The sequence below is a fragment of the Brevibacillus sp. HD3.3A genome (assembly GCF_013284375.2).
Taxonomy (GTDB): Bacteria; Bacillota; Bacilli; order Brevibacillales; family Brevibacillaceae; genus Brevibacillus; species Brevibacillus parabrevis.
Genome location: NZ_CP085874.1, coordinates 4,651,730 through 4,678,447, shown reverse-complemented (window position 1 = coordinate 4,678,447; position 26,718 = coordinate 4,651,730). Strand labels below are relative to the sequence as shown.

Below are 26,718 nucleotides of genomic sequence, written 5' to 3'. Positions count from 1 at the left end.
CAAAAACCAAGGGCAAAAACCAAGGGCAAGAGCCAAGGCAAATTAATTGATTTAATGGAGAAGGTTATCGAAATGAGGATAAAAGCTTGTGTATAGGTAAGGAATAATGTCGAGTTTTGTAAATCTGTAGTAATTGCAGAAAGTGAATATAGTTGGTTATAATGAAAGTGAAATTTACAAATATTGGGGTGTTTGTTTTTATGAGGAAAATATCATCGTTAGTTGCCATTCTTTTTGTGGTAAGTGCCTTCTCAATCCCAGCGTCTGGATCTCAGGGAAAAACAAATGCGAACGCTTTTTGGCCAGGAGGTGGATTTTCTAATAGTAAATATTCCAAATTAACATATTCAACTAGTAACGCTGTAGATAGACTTGGGTACTCTAGATATGTCGATGATGCTGTAAATGAATTTGATTCAATCAGTGATGCAAATATTGGATTTAGGAAATTATCAAGTGGTGACGGTGAAATGTTAAGTATAGTGATGGATGAAAAAAATTCTAGTGAGTATGCAAGAGATGCATTCGGGATTATGATCCCGTTTAAAATTGATCCCAAAACTACTAGCTATGAGCGCGCATCTAATTATGAAACATGGGCTTATGCAAAAATTTGGTTGAATGATTATATGATGAAACAGCACAAATTTACTTCGGATGAGCGCAATAAAACTACTATTCATGAAATTGGTCATGCCTTTGCTATGGAGCATCAGTATGATGGTGTGAAATCAGTCATGGTTTCAGGACAAATCAGCTATCCTGACTTCAGCAATTAGATATATCGAACCTTCAATGGAAGTATTAATGAGGAGGATATAATAAAATGAATAAAAGGACTAAACTAACTATTGGAATAATTGCAATGGCTGCAGCAATTGTCGGAATTAATTACACATCTGGTACGCTTATGGCGAAAACGGAAGGAATGAAAGTATTTTCTTACCATGCCGATTATAAAGTTTATGAAGATATGGAAGAATTAGAGAGTCAATCCCCAATAATTGTAAATGCTAAATTTACCGGAGAAAGAGAAACAATTCTCGGAGATTCTGTCACCGATTTCATACCTTTTTCGAAATCAAAAGTTAAGATTAAAAAGGTTATGAAAGGCGATCTTGAGGAAGAGGACAATGTGCTGGTCTTCGAGCCAGCTGCAATAGATAGCGAGAAAAATGAGTTTGTTACGGTTGAAGGGTATAATTTAATGAATGAAGAAGGAGAGTACACGTTGTTCTTACGAGATACTCCAAAAGAAAACTCCTACCAAATTGTCGGAATGTACCAAGGAAAGTACGATCACTCAATTAACGATAATGTTAAAAATCGTACGTTTATAACAGATTTTGAAGATGCAATATATGATGATGTAGCAAATGAAGAAATTATTGGGGATAATTTGAATCATTTTCAAAAATTAAAAGATAAAGTAGTTCAGAAGTATAATTGGGAATAAATAAAAAATAATCCGTTGGCTATGTACTCCAACGGATTTTGATTATCGTGAAGAGGTGAAATATTACATGAAAAAATTTTTATCAGGCTTTATTGTCGGAGGTGTGCTATTTACTTCCATAAGTGTTTTTGCTGAACCTCTGCATCAAATTGCTGTTAGTTTTAATATTAAGGATGTAATAGTTGACGGTCAAAAGCTTCCTCTTGCAAAGCAAGCATTAAATTATAATGGGACAACTTATGTTCCATTGAGGCCACTCGCTGAAAGTTTAGGCTACACAACGAAATGGAATCCCGAAAAGCAAAATGTAGAAGTAATGAAAGCAAAGATTACAAGGTTGCTTAGTTCAGAGGAAATTAAAAAGGCATTTAAAGACAACGGGTTACCGTTAAATCCTGCAAAACTATCGTACTTTCCATTGAATAAAAAAACACCGGAAAGTTATCAAATTGGTGAGATGGAGCATCTTCATATATACGTTTATGAATCTTATGAAGAGCGAGTAAGAGGGCGGTTGGAATTTGAAGTAATAAGAGAGAGAACAGATATGATCGTTCCGTTTATTTATGAGGTTGATAATGCCTTGATTTTTTATGTGCCTTTTAACACAGAATTAAATTTGCATAAAAAAGTAGACGCCGCAATAGCAAAGCTAAGAGATAAGAAAAGTTAACTACTTCGTTATATGAAACAACTGCGTCCCAGCTCAGGCCGCTCAATCAGTACGCTTTCGACTGGCTGGTGGGTGCCAGGGAAAAGTACGTCGTCAAAGACTTCGGGAAAGTGCTTGAAACATATATTCAAAACTGGAAATGACAGAGGGAGTGTCCCGTGCAGAGCTTTCAAGAGCGGCGTTTTGCCAACGCAACGCTCACCCTGCATGGATGGCGCTCTTTTTTCCTTTCGTTAACCAAGTGTTTGAAGAATGACTTGTATCGTATTTTCCGCGAAAGAGCGTTGTGGACGAGCGTTCAAAAGGACGGTCAACCCGATCAACGAGACGATCAGCGATTGGGACACAGCGTTGGCGTCTATTGGCGGGGCGATTTCGCCTGATTTGATTCCGCGCTCGATCTGCCAGCGCGTGCGGAAAGCTTGGCCGGGCTGCCGCCTGCCTATACATGCGTCGGTCAGCTCGACGTATTCCGTGATGAGACGATTGACTACGTGACGCGTCTCGCGCAAGCGGGCGTAGACGTCGAATTTCAGTTGTATCCCGGCTGCTTCCACGTTTTTGAAGGGTTCGTCCCGCAGGCAGAAGTAAGCCAGCGTGCTGTTGAAAACTATGTGAATGCGATGGCAAGGGCGCTTAATCCGTAAGCGATAATCGACAGGATAGGGCTATCTGCTCCAGGTAATCTGACTTGGGGAGATGGCCTTTTCCCGTTGCTTTTCCGGCTACTACGTCCGAACAGCGCCTTTTTCAGTCTTTATGCAGCAGCTTCCCGATTTTCAAAGCAAGCTGAATTTGCAACAGCTCCTCCGAATTTTTTAAATCCATGTTCAGCAGTTCCTTAATCTTTTCAATCCGGTAAATAAACGTGTTGCGATGGATAAACATCGCTTTTGCCGCTTCGCTGACATTTTGGTTATGTAAAAAGTATTGGTCCAGCGTCACCATGAAGCTCGTGCCGAACTGTTGATCGTGCTCGTACAACTTGCCGAGCCGCTTGAGGAAAAAGTCTTCCAGCTCGCTGTCCTTGATGTTGGAATCGAGAAAATGATAGACCGAGTAGTCTTCAAAATGCGAGACATCGCCTTTGCTGTTGAAGCGCTGCATGAGCCGGATCGCTTCGTGCGCTTCGGAAAAGCTTTTGTGCAAGGAAGCAATCGTCTTGTAGGATCGGCCGATGCCGATGAAAAACAAGGTCTTCTTGATTTTCTCCGCAAGAGCGCTGTACAGCTCGCCAGCAAACTGCTTGGCCTCGCTGACGGAAATCAGCGGGCGATGCTCATGCTGCCCGAGCAAAATGATGATCCGGTTGTTGCGGTAAAAGCAAGTGACCTCTCCAGGCGCTTTGCTTGAGTAGTCGTAGACCAGATCCACGCATTTTTTGGCGATCCGGTCCAGCTCGTATTTGCGATCGACCATATCGGCCATCTCTTCCAGCTCGACAGGCTCGATGTTGATGACCATGCAGAAGTACGTGTAAGCCGAATTGAGTCCGTGCAGATCGCACAATGTCTGGATCGATTCAGCCGAGGTGATTTTGCCCGTCAAAAGATCGTCGAAAAAGTCCTGCCTGATCTTCAGCTTCACTTCCTCGATTTCCCGCGCCTTGATCCGCTCCAGCGCTACGATGGTAGAAGCTTGCTCCAGCACGATGTAGTCAAATTCGTTCAGCTCGCGAACCGTTTGCCAGACAACGATGTAGCCATAAATGTAGTTGGCGACGGCGACAGGCAAGATTCGGCATTTGACGTCCTGGTTTTTCGCGTGGTAAATCCGCTTGATCGATTTTTTGATTTGGCTGATATTTTTCGGGACAGAATCGGTAAACTCGCGGGTAAAAACGGGCCTGTTCTTGTTCAGCGTAAGGCAGGAGGCGAGCGGTATCGGATTCTCGGCGACTTCTGTCGCTTGCAGCAGATGCCAGTCCCGATCCAGGAACAGAACCGGATTGTTGATCGTCTCGGACAGCTCGGAGGAGATGCGGTCCAGGCCGCCGCCTTCCAGCGCGATCCGAAACAGCGCGTTGTGCATGTCCAGCGTCTTGCGGTTCAGCAAATCGTAACGTCCCGATGCTTTCTCGTTGATGATGGCGATTACTTTGGACAGCGTGTATTCAAAAGGCAGCGCCAAAAGCGGCAGGCCGTATTGGTTGGCGAGGTCGATCATGTTTTGCGGGATTTGATCAAAGTAACGCTGCATTTTGATGCACAGCCCCGAGCAGTTGATTTCTGCCAGTTCCTTGATGATTTTGTTTTGCAGTTCGGGATTGTCCTTGAAAATGTACCCGGTAGACAGCAAAAGCTCGTTGGAAGACAGCCAGTCGAAGGCATCCGGGTTCTCTATGATGTTGACGATGGATATGACATTGTCGATGCCTTGTTCTCCGGCAATGATCTTGATGCCTTCGATGGATTTGATCTGGAGCAAATCTTTTATGGTCAACATCGGGGATCACTCCTTCGTGTCGGACAGAAGCTATTTATGCAATGTGCACAATGACCTTCGCGTTTTTTTAGTTTCGATACACAATGACGTTTTCATGCCCCCTGTCTAAAATAATGCTGTAAGACAGAAGGCTTGTCCAATTTTTTTGCGAGAAAAAACGGTGAACACCACGAGAAAATGGGAGGGCGACCATGACAGACCAAAGCGTAGTGCAGGCTTTTCTCGAAGCTGCCGCAGAGGGAAACATCGAGGCGCTGAAACAGCACCTGGAGCAAGGCGTTGACATCAATGCGCGAAACAGACAGAAGCGTACCGCTATTTTGACGGCTGCGATGCACGATCATTTGGATGCGGTTTCATTTTTGATCGAAGCTGGTGCGGATATCGATTTGCAGGATGAAACATGCTTCAACCCGTTTTTGTACGCTTGCATTCACAACAAGCTGGAGCTTGTGCAAATGATGGTAAAAGCGGGCACAAACTTGGAACTTTTGACGCGTTTTGGCGGTGTCGGCCTGACGCCAGCTTGCGAAAAAGGCCATGTAGACATCGTGCGCGAGCTGCTTACCACGACAGATATCAATGTAAACCATACGAACTTCGTCGGCTGGACACCGCTCATCGAAGCGATCATTTTGGGCGATGGCGGCGAAAAACAGCAGACGATCATCAAGCTCTTGATCGAGCATGGCGTCAACGTGCAAATGGTGGATAAATACGGGGTCACACCGCTTGAGCTTGCCAGAAGAAAAGGCTACACCGAAATCGAACAAATTTTGCTCGCAGCAGGAGCGAAGTAACACAAGCTATGCGCATTCAGGCATTGTCTGGCGATGCGGATTTTTGCAAGAAGCTGGCAAGCTCCTCGTTTCACGGGTTCGTGCACAGTGTTTTTGAGCGAACGATCAATCTGAAATGTCTCGACGACAATGAGCTGTACACGATTGCCTGCAACAAGCTGGACAACGGTCCTAACACACTGGTGATCGATCTGCCTTCCCTCTCTGGCATGGAGGTGGCGGAAGGCGATCCTGTTTACGGGAAAGGCGACGAGCTGATTGTCGGATCGGGCGTCTTCATCTGCATAAGGCAAGCAACAAAGTGGGAAGCGCACTTGCCTTCCTATCCTTGTGACATAGACGTTTTGCGCGAAAATGTAGCGTTCATGAAGCAGTATGTGGACGCGAAGGGAAAAACGGGAGGCATGAAAATGTCTTCCCGCCCTGCCAGTTTGTTCGAAAGGGAGACGTCCCGCATGCTGAATGAGCGTGCCGAGGCGCTGTCAATCGAGCTGGCGAAGGGCAACAGCGAGTCAGCCAGCGAGCAGGCTGTCCGGCTTGTCGGACTGGGGCCGGGGCTGACGCCATCGGGAGACGATTTTTTGGTGGGATTGTGCATTGTATACAAGATGCAGAACATTCCCTGCTGTTTGTCATGCCGTTTTTTTGAAAAAGTGGTCGAGTCGTCCAGAGAGCTGACGAATGAAATCAGTTCCATCACGCTAAAAAAGGCAGCGAGCGGAAAAGTGAGGGAGTCGCTGGTCGACTTGCTTCGCTGCTTGACGCAAGGTTCGCGCGAAGAGCTGCTGCCAGCTTTGGAAAAAGTCGTGGGCATCGGTTCTTCTTCAGGCACCGATATGGCCCTGGGACTGATTTGCGGTTTGGAACGAAATCTAGAAGCCGGAGGGAATGTATGTCTACCAAAGTTGTAATCAAGCAAAGCACGTATTTTGATTCCGTGTCGCTGATGTCTTTGTCCACCAAAGCGAATCAGATTGAGGGCGTGGAACAGGCAGTGATTGCCATGGGTACGGAGATGAACAAGGAAGTGCTGAAAAACGTCGGCTTGCTCACGCCGGAGCTGGAAGCGGCGAAAAGCAGCGACCTGATGATCGTCGTCAAGGCGGCGACAGAAGAGCTGGCCGAGAGCGCGTATGTGCAAATCGAAGAGCTGTTCACCAAGAAAAAAGGCGGCAGCAAAGGCGCGAGCGAGATCAAGTACCCGACTATCGATTCTGCTGCGGCGAGCATCCCCGAAGCGAATCTCGCCATCATTTCCGTCAATGGCGCTTTCGCGGCGAGAGAAGCGAGAAAAGCGTTGGAAAACGATCTGCACGTCATGCTGTTCAGCGACAACGTGAGCATCGAGGACGAGATTGCCCTGAAGCAATACGCGCATGAAAAAGGCTTGCTGATGATGGGGCCAGACTGCGGTACGGCGATCATCAACGGAGTTGCCCTGTGCTTTGGAAACGCGGTGCGCAAAGGCAGCATCGGCATCGTGGGCGCGTCGGGAACAGGCAGCCAGGAAGTGAGCGTGCGCATCCACGACTTCGGCGGCGGGATCACACAGCTGATCGGCACGGGCGGCCGCGATCTGAGCGAGCAAGTCGGCGGCATCATGATGATCGACGGCATCAAGGCGCTGGAAGCGGACGCGGCGACGAAAGTGATTGTGCTCATCTCCAAGCCGCCAGCCGCATCGGTTCAGGAAAAAGTGCTGGCGCAGGTGAAAAACTGCACGAAGCCAGTAGTCGTCTACTTCATCGGCGGAGACGAAGAAGCCGTGGTGGCGGCAGGCGGCCATTTTGCCAAAACAACCAAAGAAGCGGCGCTCAAAGCAGTCGTGCTCGCAGGGGCCAATGAAGACGAGATCAACAAACGCGCCCTCAACTGGCCGCTGATCGAAGAAGTGCGCGCGAAGCTTGCGCCTGAGCAAAAATACGTTCGCGGCCTGTTCTGCGGCGGCACTCTTTGCGATGAAGCGATGTATCTCGCCATGGAAACGTTCGCGGACGTCTACAGCAACATCCAGAAAAATCCCGACTACAAGCTGAAAAACATTCATGAAAGCAAAGCGCACACGTACCTCGACATGGGCGATGACGACTTCACAAACGGCAAGCCGCACCCGATGATCGACCCGTCCTTGCGCATCGCCAGATTTTTGCAGGAAGCGAAAGATCCGTCTGTCGGCGTCATCCTGATGGACTTCATTCTCGGCTTCGGCTCGCACGAAGACCCTGTCGGCGTAATGCTGCCAGCGATTGTGGAGGCAAAAACGCAAGCGGCAAAAGCAGGCAGACATCTGGAGATTCTCGGCTACGTAATGGGAACCGACCTGGATACGCCGAACTTCGACGAGCAAGTGAAAAAGCTGATGGACGCAGGCGTGACGATTGCCAGCAGCAGCACAAACGCTGGACTTCTGGCCAGAGAATTTGTAGTGAAAGGGGCATAAACATGAGCAAAATCAACGAGCTGTTCGCCGGGAACATCCATGCGATCAACGTAGGGATCGAATTTTTCAAAGACGATATCATCAAGCAAAATGCGAATGCCACGCACCTGGAGTGGAAACCGCCAGGCGGCGGCAAGCCTGAACTGATCCGTGCGCTCGACAGACTGGAGAACGCGGCGCTGGCAGACAAAATCGCGGCGGCCAACAAGCTGGCAGTGGAGCGCATTATCAACTCGCAGCCGATGCTCGTCGGGTTTGACCAGGCCATCAACGTCGTGCCGGGCATGACCAAAACGACGATTTTGCACGCAGGACCTCCGATCACTTGGGACAAAATGTGCGGTGCGATGAAAGGTGCCGTAACCGGGGCGATCGTTTTCGAAGGTTTGGCAAAAGACATCGAGGAAGCAGAGCAAGTAGCCGCTTCCGGCGCAATTACTTTCTCTCCTTGCCACGAGCACAATTGCGTAGGCTCCATGGCTGGTGTCACTTCTGCTTCGATGTTCATGCACGTAGTGAAAAACAAAACGTACGGCAATGTCGCTTACACAAACATGAGCGAGCAAATGGCAAAAATTTTGCGCATGGGTGCCAATGACGAGAGCGTCATCACGCGCCTGAACTGGATGCGCGACGTACTCGGGCCGATGCTGCGCGACGCGATGAAGATCGCAGGCGAAATCGATTTGCGCCTCATGCTGGCACAGGCTCTCCATATGGGCGACGAGTGCCACAACCGCAACAACGCCGGGACAAGCCTGCTGATTCAAGCGCTGACCCCGCATATTTTGCAGACTGACTTCACGACCGAGCAAAAACGCGAAGTATTTGAATTTGTGGCAAGCAGCGACTATTTCTCCGGCCCGACCTGGATGGCTTTGTGCAAATGCGCGCTGGATGCGGCGCACGGAATCGAAAACAGCACGATTGTCACGACAATGGCGCGCAATGGTGTCGAGTTTGGCATTCGCGTGAGCGGCATGGCGGGCAACACCTGGTTTACTGGTCCTGCCCAAAAAGTGATCGGTCCGATGTTCGCAGGCTACAAGCCGGAAGACTCCGGTCTCGATATCGGAGACAGCGCGATTACGGAGACATACGGAATCGGCGGCTTCGCCATGGCTGCTGCTCCCGCAATCGTAGCGCTCGTAGGGGGAACGGTTGAGGAAGCGATCGGTTTTTCTACCACGATGAAAGAAATCACGACAGCGGAAAATCCGAATGTGACGATCCCGCTGCTGGACTTCCAAGGGGTAGCTACCGGAATCGACATTCGCCAAGTCATCCAAACAGGCATCCTGCCAGTCATCAATACGGCGATTGCCCACAAAGACGCCGGCATCGGCATGATCGGCGCGGGTATCACGTATCCGCCGATGGAAGCTTTTGAAAAAGCTCTCCTGGCTTTGACGGAGAGCATCAGCTAAAAACGTTTTGGACCAACAAGGCGCAGGAAGGCGGTTTGCGCTCGCGGCGCGACAGCAAGAAGTTAGCGCCGCGAGCAGGCTTTCCCGCGTGAGACTCTTTTCTTCCATGGATGGGAGTCTCCTATAGTGCGAGGAAGGTGAAAGTCATGGGACAACCCGCAGAGCAGATTTCGCCGGAGCAGCTGAAATCGTACGGGTATTCGGACGATATTTTGCCCAAGACGTCTGAACAAAGAGATTGGGGCGTGTTTCACTACATTACCGTTTGGATGGGCGCTGTTCACAACATCATGTCGTACATGACAGTCGCCGGATTTTTTGCGCTGGGACTAAGTGTTCCGCAAGTATTTTGGGCCGTCATGCTGTCTGCCGTGATCGTCTCGGCCGGCTATGTGCTGAACGGTCATTCGGCAGCGAAGTACGGCGTGCCTTTTGCCATGCTGCTCCGCGACTCCTTTGGCGTGAAAGGCTCGATTATTCCTGCCTTGTGCCGCGGACTGATTGCCGGAGTTGTGTTTTTCGGTGCGACAACGGTCGTTGGCGCCCAATCGTTGAACGTCATTTTTGCGAGAATTTTTCCTGATTACATGACGTGGGGAGCCGGATTCGATCTGTTCGGACTCAATTTCCCGACGATGCTCTCCTATCTTTTCTTGTGGATCATCACTGTGGCCCTGTTTTTGGGCGGAATGAACATTCTCAGCGTTTTCAGCAAATACTCGTCACCCGTCGTCTACATCTTCATTATCGGGGCGGCGATCTGGGCGATTACGATCGCAGGCGGAATCGGTCCGATCATGGAGTACGTTCCTGCCCAACCGATGGAAAATGGGCTAGTCTTCATCGCATGCGTAAGTGCGCTTGTATCGAACTGGGCTGGGCCGATTGTCAACATCTCTGACCTGACCCAGCGGGCAAAATCGCCGAAGGCTCCGCTTTATGGCTTGCCGATCGGAATGATCGTTTCCTACCTCCTGTTTGCCGTTACGTGCATCGGGTTGATCGTCGGAACGCAGATTGCCTTTGGAGAACCTATTTTCAATATCGTCGACGCAATTGGCAAAATTGACAATCCGTTTGCTGTCATCGTGCTGATCCTGGCTTTGAACGTCGGGGCGACCGGCTTTGTTGTTTTTGGAAATTTGTTGCCGGCAGGTCTGCAAATGACAGCGCTTTTACCTAAATGGTTTACCGTCAAGTCGGCCGGAATCTGGACGGCAGTCATCGGCACGCTCATCCTGCCCTGGAAGCTCGTCGAGAGCACGGCTACCTTGTACTTGTTTTACAGCTTTATCGGTTCCATGTACGGCCCGATCGCCGGAATCATGCTGTCGAGCTTTTACATCGAGCGCAGGCGCAAGCTCAACCTGGATACGATCTACGTGAAGCCGGGAGATAACGGCGAGCATGCCAGCGGCTACAACAAAGTGGCTTGCCTGGTCATGGCTATCAGCTTCCTGCTCCCGATGTCCGGGGCGTTCTTGCCCCAGGTGGCGATTTTGTCCATGTTGAACCAATTTGCTTTCTTCAGCGGGCTGATTTTGTCGTTCGTGCTCTACACGCTTTTTTACAAAAAGCAGTAAAGAAAGCGGACGACCTTGGCAAGCAAACAGCATGACTTTTTGCAAAAAGAAAAGGAGGTTTACCAATGGGAGAACTCGTTATTGTTGCTATCGGTGGCAACTCATTGGTGAGAGATAACGGTCGCGATTCGATCGCGGATCAATACGAAGCGGTGTGCGAAACCGCGATCAACATTGCCGACATGGTCGAGCAAGGCTTCCAGGTTGTCGTTACACACGGCAACGGCCCGCAGGTCGGCTTCGCGATGCGACGCTGCGAGATTGCCCATGAAGTGTCGGGAATGACGACGATTCCGCTCGTCAACTGCGTGGCAGACACGCAAGGGGGCATCGGCTACCAAATCCAGCAGGCGCTCACCAACGAGTTCGCCAAACGCGGGATTGCCAAAAAAGTGGCGAGCATCATTACGCAGGTGGAAGTCAGCAAAGAAGACCCGAACTTCCAAAATCCGACGAAGCCAGTCGGCTCCTTCTTTACGCTGGAGCAGGCGGAAGCGATGAAAGCCGAGCATCCGGACTGGGTGTTCATCGAGGACTCCGGGCGCGGCTACAGAAGAGTGGTTCCATCGCCGAAGCCCATCGACATCGTGGAAAAAGAAGCGATCCGCTCGCTGATCGAAGCCGGATACGTGGTGATCGCGGCTGGCGGTGGCGGCATTCCGGTCGTCAAGACGGGGGAAAATACGTACGACGGCATCGACGCCGTGATCGACAAAGATTTTGCCACAAGCCTGCTGGCTGAACAAATCGACGCGCAGACGCTGATTATTACGACGGGCGTTCCGCAAGTGTGCATCCATTTTGGCAAGCCGGAGCAAAAGGCGCTTGAGCAAATCACGATAGAAGAAACGAAGCAGTATGTGCAGGAAGAACATTTTGCCAAAGGCAGCATGCTGCCGAAAATCGAGGCGAGCCTGAGCTTTTTGGAGCATCGCGGGTCGCGGGTCATCATCACCAACCCGGAGAGCTTGAAAGACGCGATCGTCGGCAAAGCAGGCACGCACATCGTCAAACAATAACCCGATGCAAGGAGGACGCATGATCGTGGATTACATGAAACTGGCTGTAGAGAAAACTATCGAAGGGATGGAAAACAAAATCGGCGGGCCGTTCGGAGCGGCTGTCGTGCGCGGCGATGAAATTATCGCGGTGTGCAGCAACCGGATGATGGCGGATATGGACCCGTCCCAGCATGCCGAGATGGTGGCGATCCGCGAAGCGTGCAAAACGCTTGGCACGCTGAATTTGGAAGGTTGCGAGATTTACGCCACGTGCGAGCCTTGCCCGATGTGCGTAGGCGCGATCATCTGGTCCGGCATCAAGGTCGTCCACTATTGCTCGACTTCTCACGATGCGCATGAGCACGGCTTTTCCGATATGCACTTGCGCGACTACTTGACTGGCAAGGACAAGAGCGTCCTGAACATGATCAAGGTGGAGAAGCGCGAGGATTGCGATCACCTGTTTACGTACTTCCACGAGCTGAACAAAACGCAAAAGTAATCGCCATTTCAAAGAAAACAGTTGGGGTGAGGCAGCATGGATAAATCATTGCAAGGATTGCTGTGGAAAAAGGGTGACTGGGCCGCGTACTTCGGCCTGCTTGCCAACAACTTGACAAACCTTCTGACCATGATCGCTTTGTTGCTGTTTGTTGTCGGCTTTCCGGAAGAGATCGTGTACGGCCGCGTCGTTCCTGCGTTCGGCCTCGGAATCTTTCTCGCCAGCATCTGCTACTTTGTGTTCGGTTATTTTCTCGCCAAAACGACCGGGAGAAAAGATGTGACGGCACTGCCGTCCGGCCCGAGCGCTCCTTCGATTTTTACCGTGACGTTTCTCGTAATTTTGCCCGTCTATCTGTCTACCAAAAATGCGGAGTTTGCCTTTCAGATTGCCCTGGTCTGGTGCTTTTTTGAAGCGATGATTCTCGTCGTCGGTTCCTTTTTGGGCGATACGATTCGCCGCATGATTCCGAGAACGGTGCTGCTCTCTTGCTTGTCCGGGCTTGGCCTGCTTTTGCTCGCGATGAATCCGATGCTGCAATCGTTCGAGACGCCCGTTGTCGCGTTTGCTGTCCTCATCATCATTTTCTTGAACTGGTTCGGGAAAAAGCCGATTTTGGCGAAAATTCCTACAGGCTTTTTGCTGCTGGCGACTGGAACGATTCTCGCCTGGGCATTTGGCTTGCAAGATCCGGCAGCGATTGCTGCATCGATGCAATCGTTTGGCTTCAATCCGCCGACCGTGCATGTCGACTCGCTGATCCAAGGCATCCCGCACGCTCTGCCTTACTTGGCGTCTGCGGTGCCGCTGGGCTTGGCCAACTACATCTTTGACCTGGAAAACATCGAAAGCGCGCACGCTGCCGGCGACGAGTACAAAACAAGACAAGTGATGCTTGCCAACGGACTGTCTTCGATCATCGGCTGCTTCTGCGGCAATCCGTACCCGGTCACTGTGTACGTTGGACATGCCGGCTGGAAATCTCTCGGCGCCGGAATTGGCTATACCGTCGCGACTGGCCTGTCGATGTTCATCATCTCGCTGTTCGGAATCGGGGCGTTCTTGCTTGCGGTCATTCCGGTTGCGGCGATTGTGCCGATTCTCGTCTATATCGGGATCGTCACAGCCAACCAGGTCGTGCGGGAGACGCCGAAGCTGGAAGTCCCGGTCATCTTCATCTGCATGTTCCCGTGGATTGCCAACTGGGCGTTGACTTTGACCAATAACGTGCTGTCCGCTGCCGGAACGACCGGGGCCAAGGTAGGGGTGGACGTGATGGCGAACAAAGGCGTCTACTACAACGGTTTGATGCATCTTGGCAACGGGGCGCCGATCAGCAGCATGGTCTGGGGGTGCATCGCGATCTTTGCGATTACAGACAAGCCGTTGCGGGGCGCAATCGCTGGTGCGGCGGGGGCCGTTCTGTCCTTGTTTGGCATCATCCACTCGCCAACGGTCGGCTTTGCCCTAGATTCGTCCATGCAGTTCGTCTACTCGTACTTGATGGTCGCAGCGATTTTTGTCGGCAAATACATGATGGACAAAAACGCACCGCTGGCTAAACTGCAAGAAAAAGACGCGAAGGCATAAGCTGGCTGCGGCTGCGTTGCGAAAAAGAAAAGCTGTGATCCGAAACGGGGTCACAGCTTTTTGTTGTTTGTCTGGACACTCTTTATTTGCAACCTTTCTATATGGGAAAACGTAAAATACTTGTGCCTTGGATAAAAAAGGAAGTAGGAGGCTCAAGTGACTATAACAAAGGAAAATGATTCCTTGAAAATCAGTCGGCACTGGGAGTCCCTTAATGCGGGAGATTTAGGATTATAAAATCAGGGAGGGGGTTCCCCGATTCGACCGCGAATCCCTGGATACCTTGCTAAAGCTCCTGTCGCAAAAGAGCCGAGTCATCTGCATATCCACTGACGGCATTTTCGGGCAAGCAACTGGTGCTTTTGCAGTTTGTTCGGAAAAAGCCGACTTTCCCATTTCCGCAAACTGCGTTTCTATAGTAGACTTGGAGCATATTGGAAACCGCGAGTAGAGGGGAGGCTGGCATGAAAAAACGGCGTATGTTGCTGCTGGGAGCCAGTGGATATTTGGGAGCGCAAATTTTCCATGAGCTACAGCAGGATGCAGATAACGAGATTGTCGGCACGTGTTATTCTGCTCCGCCAACAGGAGAGCAGCTCGTGCAGGTCGACGTCACTCATCCCGCAGCGTTTGCCGCATTGCTTGCGGACTTTGCGCCGGAGGTCGTCATCTGGGCGTTGATGAGCGCGACCGATGAGCATGCTCTGATTACAGAAGGTTTGGACATTTTGCAGGCGCATCTGCCGCCAAAGAGCCGAGTCATTTTCATTTCCTCTGACGGCATTTTCGGACAAGGGACGGGTGCTTTTGCGGAGGAAGACCAGCCGCTGATGCTCTCTGAACGCAATCCGCTGGCCCGTTACTCGCGGGCAAAATGGCTGGGGGAAGAGCTTGTCCGGCAGCGCCGCGAACAGCATGTCATCGTTCGCATCGGCCCGCTCTACGGCTGCAATTCCCTGGGCAAATGGGACAAAAGAGCGGCGACGATTCGCCAGGAGCTTGCCGCTGGCCGACCGATCACCCGTACGAGCAATTTGTTCAAAACGTTTTTGCATGTACAGGATGCCGCTCAAGCGATCAAGGAATTGGCCGACAGCTCTTTCGTCGGGACGCTGCACCTCGGTCCCGCGCAAAAAGAAAGCTATTATTCTTTTGCTGTCACGCTGGCAAAAGCGCTCGGACTTGACTCTCGCCTAGTGACAGAGGATCGCCTGGATGCAGAAGAAGCCAGGGAAAAAGGGATTCCGCTGGATACCTCGCTGAACACAGGCAGGGCAAATGCGTTGTTGCGCACGCGTTTTCGCCAAGTGGGGGAAGCAGCGTGCAGCGCGGCAAAGGAAACAGAACGGCATTAGAAAAGAGGCAGGATGTGCGCCTGCGCTTGCACTGGCGAAACGATTCTGACCTTTTGCCACACTTGGAATGAATTTTCCGGAAAAGCGATCAAAACGGATGGCAGACAAAGGAGCGAAAAACATGAAAAAGATCGGATTAATCGGCGGCATGAGCTGGGAGTCTTCTCACGTGTACTATCGACTGATCAACGAAGCTGTAAAAGAACGACTGGGTGGGCTGCATTCCGCCAAAAGCATCATGTATTCCGTTGATTTTGCCGAAATCGCAGACATGCAGAGCGATGGTCGCTGGGACGAGGCGGGAGAGCAGATGGCAGAAGCAGCGCGGAGTTTGGAGGCGGCAGGTGCCGATCTGATCGTTCTGTGCACCAATACGATGCACAAGCTGGCGTCTTATATCGAGGACGCGACGAAGCTGCCCTTTTTGCACATTGCCGATGCGGCGGGAAAAGCGATAACCGTGCAAGGAATCAAGCGGGTCGCCCTGCTTGCTACCCGCTTTACGATGGAAGAATCCTTTTACACGGATCGTCTGCGCGAGCTTCACGGCATTGAAGTGCTCATACCTGATGAGCAGGAACGCAAAATCGTGCATGACGTCATTTACCAAGAGCTGTGCCGGGGAATCATTCGTGAGGAATCAAAGAGCGAGTATATGAAAATCATCAACCGTCTCATCAGCGAAGGAGCAGAAGGTGTCATTCTCGGCTGTACAGAGGTCGGCTTGCTGATTTCGGCCAACGATTGCGAGGTTCCCGTTTTTGATACATCGCTCATTCATGCGCAGGCAGCGGTAGAAGCGGCTTTGCTGAAAGCGGGAGAGTAAGCATGAATCCTTTTGCACAGACCCCGAAACCGCCTTACTACGCCGTCATCTTTTCCTCCCAGCGAACAGCGGGAGATCAAGGGTACGGGGAGATGGCGGACCGGATGGTGGAGCTGGCTGCGGAGCAACCCGGGTACCTGGGGGTAGAGAGCGTCCGCGACGAATCCGGCTTCGGGATTACTGTTTCCTACTGGGCCTCGCTGGAAGCGATTCGCGAATGGAAGCGGAACGAGGAGCACCGGGTGGCACAGGAAAAAGGAAGACAGATGTGGTACGGCCATTACATCACGCGCATTTGCAAGGTAGAGCGCGACTACACCTTGTAAGTGCAAACAAAACGGTCATGACCGTTTGATTGACCGCAAGCGCAAGCGGCCACAGCCCATGTCATGAAAAACAGCGAGACATTTTTCACAGAAAAAAGAAGGCTCCGTTTCTCTTTGCCTGGTGGCATGGAGGAGCGGGGCTATTTATTTTGCAGCCAGCGTTTTTAGGGGGACCTCTCTTTTGAGCAACCGGAAGATGTGTTGAAAATCCAGCTCGCTGCCATCTGTGCGAGACATTCGTCAACCAGGCGAGGGCAGGAAAAGAATGACACAACTAAAACAAACAAAAACCACTTAAAAACAATTCCTTTACGCTGGATTCACATCCACTTAATATTAGGCCCGTAAGATGGGACGTGAGGTCAGGAAATGAATATTCCACACAGGGGAGAGATTCTCAATGAGAAAGTGGCATTATCCTTTACTTGCGTCCTTTTTGTCGATCGCCTTTTTGGCTGGATGCGGACAAGCTCCACAGTCCCAAGCAAACACACAAGGAGCGGGGGCAAGTCAGGCGGGCCAACAGCAAGCTGCTTCGGGAGCGATTACCGTTTATACCGCGCTGGAGGACGACCAGATCAAGACGTACCTGGAATCGTTCAAAGCGAAGTACCCGGATGTGAAGGTCAACATCGTGCGTGATTCGACCGGAATCATCACGGCAAAGCTGTTGGCGGAAAAAGACAATCCGCAAGCAGACGTCGTCTGGGGTACAGCGGCGACAAGCCTTTTGGTACTGGAACAGCAAGGAATGCTGGAAGGCTATTCGCCAAAAGGAATCGAGCGTGTCTCCCCTGAGTTCAAAGATACGAAAGAGCCTGCCAGCTGGGTAGGGATTGACGCCTGGGAAACGGCGATTGCCGTCAACACCAAAGAGCTGGAAAAGCGCAACTTGCCGATCCCCCGCACTTATGAAGATTTGATCAAACCGGAGTACAAAGGCTTGATCGTCATGCCGAACCCGGCTTCGTCCGGCACAGGACTGTTGACCGTCAACGGGATCATGCAGCTCAAAGGCGAGCAGGAAGGCTGGGCTTACCTCGACAAGCTGCACGAGAACATGGCGATTTACACGCATTCCGGCTCGAAGCCAGCGAAAATGGCGGCGTCGGGTGAGTATCCGATCGGCATTTCCTTCGGCTACCGTTCCATTACCGAGAAGAAAAAAGGCGCTCCCGTGGAAGTCGTTTTCCCGACAGAAGGCTCCGGCTGGGACGTGGAAGCGAACGGCTTGATCAAAAAAGCGCAAATCAAACCAGAGGCCAAACTGTTCCTCGACTGGGCAATCACGGATGAAGCGATGAAAGCCTACAACCAGAACTATGCCATCGTCAGCGTGAAGCAGGACGGCGCGCCACTGCCAGAAGGCTATTCCGTAGACCCGATCTCGCAGCTGGTCAAGCTCGACCTGAAAAAAGCGGCGGAAAACCGCGACAAAGTTTTGGCTGAGTGGGAAAAACGCTACGCGACCAAAAGCGAACCCAAGTAAGCAGCGAGGAGAACAGCATGACACCATCCTATCTATCCATTCAAGGGGTCAGTAAACGTTTCGGTTTGTTTGCCGCTCTGGAGCACATCTCCATCGATATCGACAAAAATGAATTTGTCTGTCTGCTCGGCCCCAGCGGCTGCGGCAAAACGACATTACTGAGAATGCTGGCAGGATTGGAGCAACCGACAACAGGCCGGATGATCGTGGACGGCAGGGAGATTACCTCTCTGCCTCCGGCCAAACGCAACATCGCGATGATGTTCCAGTCTTATGCGTTGTTTCCCAATTTGACTGCGGCGCAAAATATCGCCTTTGGGCTAGAGGAGAAAAAGCTGGGCAAAAAAGCGATTGCCGCCAAAGTAGAAGAGGCGCTGGACATGGTGGATTTGTCTCATGCCGCCGCCAAATATCCCGGACAGCTCTCGGGCGGCCAACAACAGCGGATTGCCTTGGCGCGGGCTATTGCGCTGTCGCCTGATGTGCTGCTGCTGGACGAGCCGTTGTCCGCGCTGGACGCAAAAGTAAGGCAAAAGCTGCGTCGGGAGATTCGCCGTTTGCATGAACAATACGGAATGACTACGGTCATGGTCACGCACGATCAGGAGGAAGCGCTGACCATGGCAGACAAGATCGTCGTGATGAATCACGGCGAGGTCGTGCAGGTGGGTACGCCGGAAGAAGTGTACAACAAGCCTGCCAACCCGTTCGTCGCCGATTTTATCGGAGCGATCAACTTTTTTGCTCCCGATCGCTTTGAGCACAAGCAAGCAGACAACCAGCGATTGTTCGCCATCCGTCCCGAGCATGTGCGGCTTTTGCCGGACGAATCGGAGTGCGGCATCCCGGCAGTCATTTCCGAGATGGAGTTTCGCGGTTCCTTTTACCGGATGTTTCTCGCCTGGGAAGAGAGCGGTCAGAGCGCGACTGACGTGCTGACGCTCGATCTGTTGGCGACCCAGGCCCGCAAGCTGGGGCTTGTGCGCGGGCAAAAAGTGTGGCTGGAGTTCCCGCTGGAAAATCTGCTTTCTTTTGAGCAGGCAGACGTCAGCGCAGGACGGGGGTGAGCGCAATGAACGGAGTTGTTACCGCGCCAAAAGGCAAGGCGGGGCAAAAGTGGCTGATGGTGCTCGTCGTGGCCGGGCTGTCTGCCAGCGTGCTGCTGCCGCTCATCCAATTGTTTTCCAAAGCGTTTTACGACAAAAATGGCCTGTTCGTCGGTCTGGATAACTTCATCACCTACTTTTCCACTCCGGCCCTGTCGCAGTCGCTTCACAACACGCTGTATATTTCTGCCATGACTACGGCAATCGCCGTTTCACTCGCCTTTTTGTTCGCCTATGCCCTGACGCGCAGCGGCATCCGGGGAAAAGGCTTCTACCGGGCGGTCGCGCTGCTTCCGCTGTTCGCACCGACGATGATGCACGGGATTGCCTTGACGTATTTGTTCGGCAATCAGGGACTGGTGACGACGGGGATTTTCGGCTTGCTGCCGTTTCAGTGGGACGTGGATCTGTACGGGCCAGTCGGGATCGTTTTGACGGAAATCGTCTACGTGTTTCCGCAGGCGTACCTGATTTTGGCTGTCTCGCTCGCCTTTGCCGACTACCAGCTATACGAAGCGGCGGATACGCTCGGCGCCGGACATGTGCGCAAATTGATGACGGTCACGCTTCCCGGCGTCAAATACGGGATCGTCAGCGCCTGCTTCGTCTGCTTCACGCTTTCGTTTACCGACTTCGGGGCGCCAAAAGTAGTGGGCGGACAGTTTTCCGTGCTGGCCACCGATATTTACAAGCAAGTCATCGGGCAGCAAAACATGACGATGGGAGCTACCGTGGGACTGCTGCTGATCATCCCGGCGCTCGTGGCGTTTATCGTGGACAGAATCGTGGAGCGCAAGCAGCATGCAGCCGTCACAGCCAAGTCCAAAGAGTACCGGATCAAGGCAAATGGCTGGCGCGACCTGTTTTATACGGTTGTTTGCCTGGGCGTCAGCGGATTTTTGCTCTTGCTGATGGCGACAGTGGTGTTGGCTTCCTTCATTCAGGTGTGGCCGTACAATCTCGACTTCAGTATGGTTCACTACGATTTTTCCAATGTCGCAGGCGAAGGCATCGAACCGTTGTGGAACAGCATTGTCGTCGCTGTATTGACGGCGGTGATCGGTACATGCGTGACGTTTGTCGCCGCGTATGCGATTGAAAAGTCGCAGGTGTGGAAGGGGCTGCGCCAGGCAGGGTATTTCCTGTCGATTCTTCCTTTGGCGCTTCCCGGACTTGTGATCGGCCTGGCCTACATTTTCTTTTTCAACAATCCGGCCAACCCGCTGCACGGTCTGTACGGCTCGCTCTGGATTTTGATTTTGGCCAACGTCATTCACTTTTTCGCGGTAGGCTTCATCACGGCAACAACCGCGCTGAAAAAGCTCGATCCCGAGTTCGAGCAGGCAGCCGAGTCGATGGGCATCGGGCAAATGAAGCTGTTTTGGCGGGTGACCGTTCCGGTTTGCATGCCTGCGATCATCGAAATGCTCGTGTACTTTTTCATCAACGCGATGGTGACGATCTCGGCGGTCGTGTTTTTGTACGCAGCGGATTTCAAGCTGGCGTCCGTCTCCATCGTCAATATGGATGACGCGGGCGATATTGCCCCGGCGGCAGCCATGTCGGTATTGATTGTCGTCCTCAACATCATCGCCCGTGCAGGCGCGGAGTGGATCAGCGCGAGACTGCGCAAGCGCACGGCAAGAACAGAGCAGGAGAAAGGACAGGTGGCATAAATGAAAGCAGTCATTTTCGATTGGGCAGGCACGATGGTGGATTACGGGTGCTTTGCGCCGTTGGCAGTGTTTTTGCAAGTGTTTGAGAAAAGAGGGATTGAACTGACGGCAGCAGAGGCACGCGAGCCGATGGGGATGCTGAAGCGCGATCATATTGCGGCGCTGTGCCGGATGGAGAGGGTCGCTGAATTGTGGAAAGAAAAATTCGGCCGCTATCCGAACGAGGCAGATGTAGACGACTTGTACGCTGATTTCGAGCCGATGCTGATGGCGACGCTGCACGATTACGCGACTCCTGTGCCGGGAGCGCTTGCGCTGGTGGCGCGGCTGCGCGAGCGGGGAATCAAGATCGGCTCGACTACAGGCTATACGCGGGAAATGATGAACGTCGTCGCCGCAGCGGCGAAAGAGCAAGGCTACGAGCCGGATTGCCTCGTGACGCCAAGCGAAGTGCCCGCAGGCAGACCGTATCCGTGGATGTGCTATCAAAATGCGATCCAGCTCGATGTGTATCCGTTTGGCGAAATGGTCAAAGTAGGCGACACGACGAGCGATATGCGGGAAGGCAGAAATGCGGGCATGTGGACCGTAGGCGTCCTCAAGGGCGGAAGCGAGCTTGGCTTGTCGCAGCAGGAAGTAGCGAACATGCCAGCGGACGAGCTGGAAGAGCGGCTTGCAAGCGCTGCCGCCAGATTGCAGGCAGCAGGAGCGCACTATGTAATCGAAGAAATCGGACGGCTGGATGAAGTGTTAGCGAAAATCGAGCTGCGCCTGAAGGCGGGAGAGCGTCCGTAACGGCAAAAGGTTCCAGCAGGCACGAAAGACAGAAAGGATGAGAAGCATGACGCAAACAACGACAACCGATAACCCGTATTTGCTGTTGACGCCAGGGCCATTGTCTACCTCGCGAACCGTGCGGGAAGCGATGATGCGCGACTGGTGCACATGGGATCGCGACTACAACGAGCTTGTGCAGTCTACGCGTCAAAAGCTGGTCGGATTGGCAACCACGCAGACGGATGATTATACAAGTGTACTTATGCAAGGCAGCGGCAGCTTTTGTGTCGAGGCGGTCATCAGCAGCGTGATTCCAAAAGCGGGCAAGCTGCTGGTGCTGACAAACGGAGCGTACGGCGACCGGATCGTCCAGATGGCGCAAGTGCATGGCATTCATACAACGGTGATCGATTTTGGCGAGCTGGCCCAGGTGGAGGCTCGCGCAGTCGAACAGACGCTGGCAGCAGATGGCGCGATTACGCATGTGGCTGTCGTTCACTCGGAGACGACGACAGGCATGCTCAATCCGATTGCCGAGATTGGAGCGGCGGTTAAAAAATACGGCAAGGTGTACATCGTCGACGCCATGAGCAGCTTTGGCGGCATTCCGCTCGACGTGGCAGAGCTGTCGATCGACTTTTTGATTTCCAGCGCCAACAAGTGCATTCAAGGCGTACCGGGCTTCGGCTTCGTCATCGCGAAGACGTCCGAGCTGCACAAATGCGCTGGCGTGGCCCGCACGCTGTCCCTCGATCTGTACGACCAGTGGAAAACGATGGAGGAGCAAAACGGCAAGTGGCGCTATACTTCCCCTACGCACGTAGTCCGGGCCTTTTACCAGGCGTTGCTTGAGCTGGAGCAAGAAGGCGGAGTAGCGAAAAGATACGAGCGCTACAAGCAAAATCAGGCGATTCTCTCAGAGGGCATGGAGCGTCTCGGGCTGCGCGTTCTGTTGCCAAAAGAATCCCAGTCTCCGTTCATCACTTCCTTTTACTATCCGGAGGTGGAGTCGTTCTCTTTTGCAGAGCTGTACGAGCGATTGAAGCAGGCGGGCTTCGTCATCTATCCGGGAAAGATATCGCAAGCAAATACGTTTCGCATCGGCAATATCGGCGAAGTGTACCCGGCGGATATGGAGCGGTTGCTGACAGCAGTGGAAGCAAACCGATTTTGGCTGTAGACGATTTTTTTTGACCCGAAAACCAACGAAATCAACAATAATCCAACAGGACAATCCTTGATTGTCGCGGCAAATACCACTACAATTCAAGAGAGGGGAAAAAACGGAATAAAATGGTTGTTGTTTCCTTCTCAAGCTGACAGCAGGTGCAAACGGCAAGATTCACGTCAGGAATGGGACGGCAGCGATGGTCAGCCGCCCATCTGGCTTCAAGTACGTAAATAGGGGGACAAGACCGGTGTCGTTGTTCGGGGAAGAGCGTAAGCAGATCATATTGCAGTTGGTCAATTCGAATGGCAAGGTAAGGACAAACGAGCTGGTAGAAAAGCTGCAAGTATCTTCAGAATCGATTCGCCGCTATCTGGAAGAGCTGGAAGCGGAGAAAAAGCTGAAGCGCGTCTATGGAGGAGCAATCAAGCTGAACGTAGATCGCACAGAACCATCCCACCTCAGCCGCGAAGTCATGAAGGCAGAAGAAAAGCGGAGAATCGGGCGGGTAGCGGCCGAACTGGTGCAGGACAGCGATACGATCGTGATCGATGAAGGCACGACGCCTCTCCAGATGATCAGCTTTTTGCTCAACAAAAAGGATTTGACCGTCTTGACCAGCTCGATCACGGCGCTCAATCTGCTCATCGAGTACCAAAACAACGGCTTGCTCAACGCAGAGGTCTACTTCCTGGGCGGCCGAGTGAACGCGAAGCATTACCGTGTGGGCGGTCCGTTTGCTGAAAAAATGATGAAGTCCTTCTACGTGGATAAAGCGTTTCTGTCCATGGACGGTCTTTTGCTGCACAAGGGCTTGACCTGTTATGACCCGGAGCGTGCAGAGCTGGCGAAGCATTACATTGAAAATGCGAACGAGAACATCGTCCTCGCCGATCATTCCAAAATCGGGATCAGCACGTTGTGCAAGGTTGCCGACCTCAAGGAAATCGACATGGTCATCAGCGATACGGCGGCTCCCGAGGAATGGAGCGACGATTTGCAAGCCAAAGGCGTTACCTGGCTGGTAGCCAAAGAACTGTAAATAACGACAAGCGAGACAGGCCGGATTTCTTTGCGCGAGAAATCCGGCTTTTTGGCGTGCAGCGCCTGACTTGTCCAAACAGAAGCGGCAAAAACATTTTGATCGTGCGGATCGTGAGTTTGGACAAAAAAAACTGGAGAACGTGCATTGTTTGTCGGCATGGAACCACATATGATCATGATGAAAAAAGTTGTGAGAATGATAATCATCATAAGCTCATCAGCAGAAGAGAGAGGGTCGAAAAAATGGGGAGAAATAGTCGGAAGATCGTCATGACATGGTTGGCTATCTTGCTGATCGCGATGGCAGGACTGGCAGCGTGCGGCGAGAAAGCAGCGGAGCCGCAGGCGACAGGCACGACACAGCAGCAGCCAGCTGAGCAAAAACCAGCCGCTGACGACAAGGCAGCAGCGGCAGAAACAAGAGTTGTCCGCGATGCGTACGGGGAAGTAACCATCCCGGCCCATCCGCAAAGAGTCGCAGCCATCTACCAGGAAGACTACTTGCTCGCGCTCGGTGTGACGCCGATCGTGCAATGGTACCATCCGGCGTGGGGCAAGCAAGATTACCTCAACCTGGACGTCCCGCAGTTTGACATTACAGGCAGCATGGAAGCTTTGATCGCGGCAAACCCTGATCTGATTATTGTAGACGGGGGCGCGGATGCGCAAAAATACGAGCAATACAGCAAAGTCGCGCCTACGTATAAAATCCCGGACGAACTGCGCAATGACACCATTGGTCGGCTGAAAAACATCGCGGACGTATTGGGCATCCCGGAAAAAGCCGATGAGGCTGTGAAAAAGTACGAGGCAAAAATGTCCGATGCCCGCGCGAAGCTGGAAAAAGCAATCGGCAAGGAAAGCGTAGCCGTCATCCGTCTGAACGTGGGAGACAAGCCGACACTTGCCCTGTTCGGAGAAGGCAATGCGTACACTGGCATCATTTACAAGGAGCTTGGACTTACCCCGTATGAAGCGGCGAAAAATCAGGACACGCACGTCGTCTTGAGCGAAGAGGCGATTCCGACAATCAATGCCGATCACATCATCATCTTCCCGTCGAACGGCGGCTGGGATTCTGCGGAAAACAAAGAGGCGCTGAAAATTCTTCAAGACCCGCTGTGGCAATCCGTCCCTGCCGTGAAAAAAGGCCACGTCTATCAGATGAACCGGACGCATTGGCAGTCTGGCGCCATGCTGGCCAATATGATGAAAGCCGACGATCTGGTGAAGACATTCGTCAAATAAACCGAGCTGTACAGGCGAGCAGAACAAAGACAGGGTGTCCCGAAAGGCAGGTGAAGCTGCGCGGGGCACCTTCTTTTTTCACGGGAAGCGCACATTTGAAAAGGTTCGGACCCGCTCTTTTGCTTGGCAAACCCGGCTTATCCCCGTATAATATACAATGATAATCATTCTCATATAATAGGTGAGGATATGTATACAAACGGGACAGAGAATCAGTTGTATCCGTCGTCCATATACGTGCTGACGGGGATAGAGCGAGGGGTTCTTGCATCGCATGCTTGCCAAGACAGCCATGAACAGAATGATTATGCTATGTTCGTCACGACAGACGGTTCAGGTGTCCTGCAAATCGATCAAACCAGCTATCGGCTGGGGGGAGAGAGCTGCTGGATCACGGAGCCTGGTCAGCATGTGCGCATCTGCACAGCCGAGCGGGATTTGGAATACTATCGCTTGACCTTTCGGATGGTGCCATTGCAGCCGCAGGGAGAAGAGGAGCTTTGGTTTCGCACAGGAGAGATGGTCTGCACTCCTTTTTCCAAATTAGTCGAGGGCATTGAGGAAATATACGCCGTGCGGGAGGAGACGGATCGGCTGGTGCGTTACAGCAGTCACGTACGCTTCGAGACGGTTCTGTCTGACCTTTTCCAGCAAAATGCAACCGGAGGGCCGATGCAGGACCCGCTTCGCGCCGTGGAGCGCTCGATTGAATATGTGAAGCAGCATTACCAGGAGGCGCTGACGGTCGAGCAGCTTGCTCATGAGGCAGCGGTTCCGCGCTGGCGCTATACGCAGCTGTTCAAGGAGCTGACCGGACAAATTCCGCTCGATTATATCAACGGCTTGCGGATCAACCGGGCCAAACAGCTGTTGCTTCTGACAGCGGATCGGGTGCATGAGATCGCGCAAAATGTCGGGTTCAACAGCGAGTATTACTTCAATCGCCGCTTCAAGCAAATGGTCGGGCTGGCTCCCGGCAAGTACCGGAATGTCCACCGCGACGATCTGCGCGTCGTCTCTTTGTTTATGGAAGACTACTTGTGCTCGCTGGGCATTACGCCGATTGTGCAATGGGCGCATTCGTACTGGGGCAAGCAGGACTATCTCGGCTTGCAAGACGTCCCGACGTTTGACGTGCTGAAGGATGAAGTGCACGCTTTGTCCAACAGCAACCCGGACGTGATCATGCTGCGTTCCTGCACAGGCTGGGAGTCGGCTCACTACGAGCAATGTGCCAAGATCGCGCGGACATGCATGGTGCGCGAGCTCGGGTCAGACTGGCGATCGACGATGCGGATTTTGGGCGATTGGCTGAATCGGCGAGACACAGCCGACAAGGCGATCGAGCATTATGAAAAAAAAGCCGCCGCTGCCCGCAGTAAGCTGTCAAGCAGCATGAAAGGGCAGACCGTCGCCTTTTTGCGCGTATCGGCAGACATGATCAGCGTGGAAAAGTCGTACTCGGCCCCTGTCATGTTCGACGATTTGGGCATGCAGCCACATCCGCTGGTCAGGTCGCTCTCTGTGCAGGAGGCAAGAGCCGGGGTGTCGTGGGAATGGCTCTCTGCGCTTGACGCCGACCATATTTTTTACGCTTTTGACAAATGGCATGGAGAAGGAACCGATGCGGAAAAGCTCCAGGTGCACCATCCCGTCTGGCAATCGCTGCGGGCTGTGCGTGACAAGCGGGCGTACGAAGTCGATTTCATGACGTGGATGAATCACGGAATCATCGCCAACCAGAAAAAAATCGAGCACATTTTGCACGTGCTGGCCTAGCATGGAC

General features: G+C 52.3%; 23 protein-coding genes and 2 pseudogenes. 24 read left to right on the top strand and 1 reads right to left on the bottom strand.

Annotation, left to right across the window (positions count from 1 at the left end; all coding sequences use genetic code 11):
• Positions 1-161: 161 nt before the first annotated feature.
• The 5 genes and pseudogenes from HP435_RS21740 to HP435_RS21725 all read left to right on the top strand — a co-directional run.
• Complete coding sequence (locus HP435_RS21740; protein WP_173599579.1) at positions 162-779, top strand: zinc metalloprotease; 618 nt, start codon at positions 162-164, stop codon at positions 777-779.
• A 47-nt stretch (positions 780-826) separates the two neighbouring features.
• The gene (locus HP435_RS21735) at positions 827-1,456 is read left to right on the top strand and encodes a hypothetical protein (RefSeq protein WP_063227872.1); all 630 of its coding nucleotides are present in this window, start codon (positions 827-829) and stop codon (positions 1,454-1,456) included.
• A gap of 67 nt (positions 1,457-1,523) precedes the next feature.
• Positions 1,524-2,129 carry a stalk domain-containing protein gene (locus HP435_RS21730; protein WP_173599578.1) on the top strand — a complete coding sequence of 202 codons (606 nt, stop codon included), beginning with the start codon at positions 1,524-1,526 and terminating at the stop codon, positions 2,127-2,129.
• Between the two features lie 29 nt (positions 2,130-2,158).
• A pseudogene (locus HP435_RS29150) lies at positions 2,159-2,272 on the top strand (YvbH-like oligomerization domain-containing protein); the annotation flags it as partial.
• Positions 2,273-2,530: 258 nt separating this feature from the next.
• Positions 2,531-2,776, top strand: a pseudogene (locus HP435_RS21725) (alpha/beta hydrolase fold domain-containing protein); the annotation flags it as partial.
• 103 nt (positions 2,777-2,879) lie between these two features.
• Here HP435_RS21725 and HP435_RS21720 read toward each other — a convergent pair.
• A complete protein-coding gene (locus tag HP435_RS21720) occupies positions 2,880-4,574 on the bottom strand; it encodes a PucR family transcriptional regulator (protein WP_122965953.1) in 1,695 nt (564 codons plus the stop codon).
• A 191-nt stretch (positions 4,575-4,765) separates the two neighbouring features.
• On the opposite strand from HP435_RS21720, the gene HP435_RS21715 reads away from it, so the two are divergent.
• The 19 genes from HP435_RS21715 (at position 4,766) to HP435_RS21625 (ending at position 26,711) form a co-directional block, all read left to right on the top strand.
• Positions 4,766-5,374, top strand: a complete 609-nt coding sequence (locus HP435_RS21715; protein ID WP_122965952.1) for an ankyrin repeat domain-containing protein — start codon at positions 4,766-4,768, stop codon at positions 5,372-5,374.
• Between the two features lie 8 nt (positions 5,375-5,382).
• Positions 5,383-6,285 (top strand): oxamate carbamoyltransferase subunit AllH family protein, encoded by a 903-nt coding sequence (locus HP435_RS21710; RefSeq protein WP_173598212.1) that lies wholly within the window; start codon positions 5,383-5,385, stop codon positions 6,283-6,285.
• On the top strand, positions 6,267-7,814 hold the full coding sequence (gene fdrA, locus HP435_RS21705) for an acyl-CoA synthetase FdrA (protein WP_173599577.1): 1,548 nt from the start codon (positions 6,267-6,269) through the stop codon (positions 7,812-7,814). Before HP435_RS21710 ends, fdrA begins: the two co-directional genes overlap by 19 nt.
• Before the next feature lie 2 nt (positions 7,815-7,816).
• Positions 7,817-9,241 (top strand): YlbE family protein, encoded by a 1,425-nt coding sequence (locus tag HP435_RS21700; protein WP_122965949.1) that lies wholly within the window; start codon positions 7,817-7,819, stop codon positions 9,239-9,241.
• A 146-nt stretch (positions 9,242-9,387) separates the two neighbouring features.
• The gene (locus HP435_RS21695) at positions 9,388-10,824 is read left to right on the top strand and encodes a cytosine permease (RefSeq protein WP_122965948.1); all 1,437 of its coding nucleotides are present in this window, start codon (positions 9,388-9,390) and stop codon (positions 10,822-10,824) included.
• A gap of 65 nt (positions 10,825-10,889) precedes the next feature.
• Entirely contained in the window at positions 10,890-11,843 is a 954-nt protein-coding gene (gene arcC / locus HP435_RS21690) for a carbamate kinase (RefSeq protein ID WP_173599576.1), read from the top strand.
• A gap of 25 nt (positions 11,844-11,868) precedes the next feature.
• Positions 11,869-12,327 (top strand): nucleoside deaminase, encoded by a 459-nt coding sequence (locus tag HP435_RS21685; protein ID WP_173599575.1) that lies wholly within the window; start codon positions 11,869-11,871, stop codon positions 12,325-12,327.
• Positions 12,328-12,363: 36 nt separating this feature from the next.
• On the top strand, positions 12,364-13,917 hold the full coding sequence (locus HP435_RS21680; protein WP_173598210.1) for a xanthine permease: 1,554 nt from the start codon (positions 12,364-12,366) through the stop codon (positions 13,915-13,917).
• 464 nt (positions 13,918-14,381) lie between these two features.
• The gene (locus HP435_RS21675; RefSeq protein WP_173599574.1) at positions 14,382-15,272 is read left to right on the top strand and encodes a sugar nucleotide-binding protein; all 891 of its coding nucleotides are present in this window, start codon (positions 14,382-14,384) and stop codon (positions 15,270-15,272) included.
• A 121-nt stretch (positions 15,273-15,393) separates the two neighbouring features.
• Positions 15,394-16,098 (top strand): aspartate/glutamate racemase family protein, encoded by a 705-nt coding sequence (locus HP435_RS21670; RefSeq protein ID WP_122965944.1) that lies wholly within the window; start codon positions 15,394-15,396, stop codon positions 16,096-16,098.
• Between the two features lie 2 nt (positions 16,099-16,100).
• Positions 16,101-16,424 carry an antibiotic biosynthesis monooxygenase family protein gene (locus HP435_RS21665; RefSeq protein WP_122965943.1) on the top strand — a complete coding sequence of 108 codons (324 nt, stop codon included), beginning with the start codon at positions 16,101-16,103 and terminating at the stop codon, positions 16,422-16,424.
• 400 nt (positions 16,425-16,824) lie between these two features.
• Positions 16,825-17,913, top strand: a complete 1,089-nt coding sequence (locus HP435_RS21660; protein ID WP_122965942.1) for a putative 2-aminoethylphosphonate ABC transporter substrate-binding protein — start codon at positions 16,825-16,827, stop codon at positions 17,911-17,913.
• A gap of 17 nt (positions 17,914-17,930) precedes the next feature.
• A complete protein-coding gene (locus tag HP435_RS21655; RefSeq protein WP_173599573.1) occupies positions 17,931-18,980 on the top strand; it encodes an ABC transporter ATP-binding protein in 1,050 nt (349 codons plus the stop codon).
• A 5-nt stretch (positions 18,981-18,985) separates the two neighbouring features.
• Positions 18,986-20,695 carry a putative 2-aminoethylphosphonate ABC transporter permease subunit gene (locus HP435_RS21650; RefSeq protein WP_173599572.1) on the top strand — a complete coding sequence of 570 codons (1,710 nt, stop codon included), beginning with the start codon at positions 18,986-18,988 and terminating at the stop codon, positions 20,693-20,695.
• A complete protein-coding gene (phnX, locus tag HP435_RS21645; RefSeq protein ID WP_173599571.1) occupies positions 20,696-21,490 on the top strand; it encodes a phosphonoacetaldehyde hydrolase in 795 nt (264 codons plus the stop codon). It begins immediately after the preceding gene.
• A gap of 46 nt (positions 21,491-21,536) precedes the next feature.
• The gene (gene phnW, locus HP435_RS21640; RefSeq protein WP_173599570.1) at positions 21,537-22,652 is read left to right on the top strand and encodes a 2-aminoethylphosphonate--pyruvate transaminase; all 1,116 of its coding nucleotides are present in this window, start codon (positions 21,537-21,539) and stop codon (positions 22,650-22,652) included.
• Positions 22,653-22,890: 238 nt separating this feature from the next.
• Positions 22,891-23,682, top strand: a complete 792-nt coding sequence (locus HP435_RS21635) for a DeoR/GlpR family DNA-binding transcription regulator (RefSeq protein WP_122965937.1) — start codon at positions 22,891-22,893, stop codon at positions 23,680-23,682.
• A gap of 272 nt (positions 23,683-23,954) precedes the next feature.
• On the top strand, positions 23,955-24,932 hold the full coding sequence (locus HP435_RS21630) for an ABC transporter substrate-binding protein (protein WP_229049736.1): 978 nt from the start codon (positions 23,955-23,957) through the stop codon (positions 24,930-24,932).
• Positions 24,933-25,244: 312 nt separating this feature from the next.
• Positions 25,245-26,711, top strand: coding sequence for an AraC family transcriptional regulator (locus tag HP435_RS21625; protein ID WP_229049735.1), 1,467 nt, complete (start codon positions 25,245-25,247; stop codon positions 26,709-26,711).
• Positions 26,712-26,718 lie beyond the last annotated feature (7 nt).